Genomic DNA, 2,666 nt, shown 5'->3' on the forward strand with positions numbered 1-2,666 from the left:
CGGGTACCTGTTGACCAAGGGCGGGGACAAGGGCGGCGGTGAGCGCGGGGCGGCCGCCGCGCCGAGCGGGAGCGGGAGCCCGGCCCCGGCGGCGTCGGCGCAGCCGTCCGCGCAGGGCCCGTCCGGCCCGTCCGCGTCCGCTCAGGGCGGCGGGGCGGGGGCGGTGCCCGACCACATCGAGCCGAACAAGGTGTCGCGGGACCTGTGGAGCGCCACCACGGGCGGTTGCAACCTGCCCAATGAGGAGCGGGCGGATTTCCTGAACGTCTCGGCGGTGGACACCGACGACCCGGCGGCGCAGACGGTCACGGGCAAGGTGAAGATCCGGGTCTTCCTCAAGCCGTACAACACGGAGAAGGCCCCCTACGCCATCTCCGTGGGGGTGAAGCCGCCGCACGAGATCGACGAGCGCGTCCAGCGCCCCTTCGAGTCCGTCCGCGACTACAACCACGGCATCGGCTACGCCAGCAAGCCGGTGGACCTGAAGTCCCCGGGGCCCGGGGGCGAGGTGGAGCTGATCTACCCCGACGACTTCTCCACCCAGCTCGTCGACAACGAGGGGACGCGCAAGAGGTTCCCGGGCATCCCGACCGCCAACGATCCGGGGGACTGGACCGTGCTGGTTTACCGGGTCCGTGGGGTCAAGGAGTACAGCAGTGTCTACTGCACCGGCTTTCCGGTGAAATAGTGCCCGGCCGGACTGCGGAATGCACTGTCAGGTGGCTTGGCATGAGGCAGTGTTGACGAGTGCGCAAGTTCTGGGTGGCAAGCGGGATCGGGATCGGTGTGTGCCTGACCTTCGTCGCGCTGCTGGTCGTCGGCACCTATTCGGCGGCGGCGGGCATCGCGGGCGGCGCCAGACAGGGCGCGGTCGGGCTGGTGAAGGGTGCGGTGCCGGCGGTGTACCAGCCGTTGGTGGAGCGGTGGGGAAACCTTTGCCCAGCGCTCAATCCGGCACTGCTCGCGGCGCAGTTGTACACGGAGAGCAACTGGAAGCCCGACGCGCTCAGCCATGCCGACGCCCGGGGCATCGCCCAGTTCATCCCGGAGACGTGGGCCACGTACGGGGTCGACGGCGACGGCGACGGGGACCGGGACATCTGGGACCCCAAGGACGCCATCCCCTCGGCGGCCACGTACGACTGCCAGCTCGCCAAGGACGTGGCGCAGGTTCCGGGCGACCGGTCCGACAACATGCTCGCCGCCTACAACGCCGGCCCCTACCGGGTCATCAAGGCCGGGGGCGTGCCGCCGATCAGCGAGACCCAGGGCTACGTGAAGGCCATCCGGTCCCTGGAGAAGAGCTTCGCGCGGCCCGTCGGCCGGGTGGCGCCCGCGCAGCAGGCCGCCGGGGCCGTGTACTTCGCGCAGAAGCAGCTCGGGACGCCGTACCTGTGGGGTGGGGACGGGACGGCCGCGGACAACGGGCGGTTCGACTGTTCCGGGCTGACCAAGGCGGCGTACGAGAGCGTCGGCATCGAGCTGCCGCGCGTCGCGAACGACCAGTACAACGCCGGGTCGCATCCCTCGCGCGGGGAACTCCTGCCCGGTGATCTGGTGTTCTTCTCCGATGATCTGACGAATTCTCGGGCGATCCGGCACGTCGGGCTGTACGTGGGCGGCGGTTACATGATCAACGCCCCGTTCACCGGCGCGGTCATCCGTTTCGACAAGATCGACACGCCCGACTACTTCGGAGCGACCCGCGTGACCAAGGACGGGGCCGAAGCCCTTCCGGAGCGGTCTGCGTCAACTTCCAAGCCCTAGCGACTCTCTGTGAAGCGCAGGCCCTGAGCTGCGGTGATGAGTCTCTCTTGGATAACGTTGGAGTGATCATTCGGTGGAGAGTGGAACGTCCCAGGCAGAACGGGCGTTCCATGAGCACGGGGGGGTCGATCGGCTGGGGGGCTGAAGGGGGCGCACGCCGTCGTGCGCCCGCAGGGGACCTAGGCAGGCAAGGGGCCGTGGCGCATGGCTGGACTCACGACCGGTGGGCCGAACGTGGATGTCAGCCTGCTGTACGGGATCAACTCCCTCTCCCGGCACGCCCCCGGCTGGTTCGACCGGGCCGTGGCCTTCGCCGGGTCGTACGGACTGCCGCTGGCCATGGTGCTGCTCGTGCTGTGGTGCTGGCGCGGCGCCAGGCGGCAGGACGAGGCGACCGCCGCCGAGTCGTTCGCCGCGCTCGTGTGGGCCCCCCTCGCCGCCGCCGTCGCCCTCCTGGTGAACGTCCCGCTGCGCGGATTCGTCGCCCGGCCGCGGCCGTTCCTCCAGCACGACGGCATCGAAGTGCTCGGCGGCGCGGGCGCCCCCGGCTCCGGGTTCTCCTTCGTCAGCGACCACGCCACCCTCGGAATGGCCCTCGGCGTCGGGGTGTTCCTCGTCAACCGCCGGCTGGGGCTCGTCGGGATCGGGCTGGCGCTCGCCGAGGGGCTGTGCCGGGTCTACCTCGGCGTCCACTACCCCACCGACGTCGTCGGCGGCTTCGCGCTCGGCACCGCCGTCGTCCTGCTCCTCGCCCCGCTCGCCATGGCGGCGCTCGCCCCGGTGGTCAGGGCGGTCGCCCGCTCGCCCCGGTTCGGGGTGCTCGTACGGGCCCGCGAGCGCGTGGTGGCCCGCCCCGTCGAGCTGGCGCATCGGCCGGCCGAGAGCGACCTCGCCGCGTA

Annotated in this window: 2 protein-coding genes and 1 pseudogene; all 3 read left to right on the top strand. The window is 71.0% G+C overall.

The features are described from left to right. Positions 1-688, top strand: a pseudogene (locus SSNG_RS43930) (hypothetical protein); the annotation flags it as partial. Between the two features lie 59 nt (positions 689-747). Continuing rightward, entirely contained in the window at positions 748-1,767 is a 1,020-nt protein-coding gene (locus SSNG_RS18770) for a bifunctional lytic transglycosylase/C40 family peptidase (RefSeq protein ID WP_007265445.1), read from the top strand. Positions 1,768-1,971: 204 nt separating this feature from the next. Then, the coding region (locus SSNG_RS18775; RefSeq protein ID WP_007265446.1) for a phosphatase PAP2 family protein at positions 1,972-2,666 on the top strand (695 nt) is incomplete at its 3' end.

Source organism: Streptomyces sp. C, from assembly GCF_000158895.1.
Taxonomy (GTDB): domain Bacteria; phylum Actinomycetota; class Actinomycetes; order Streptomycetales; family Streptomycetaceae; genus Streptomyces; species Streptomyces racemochromogenes.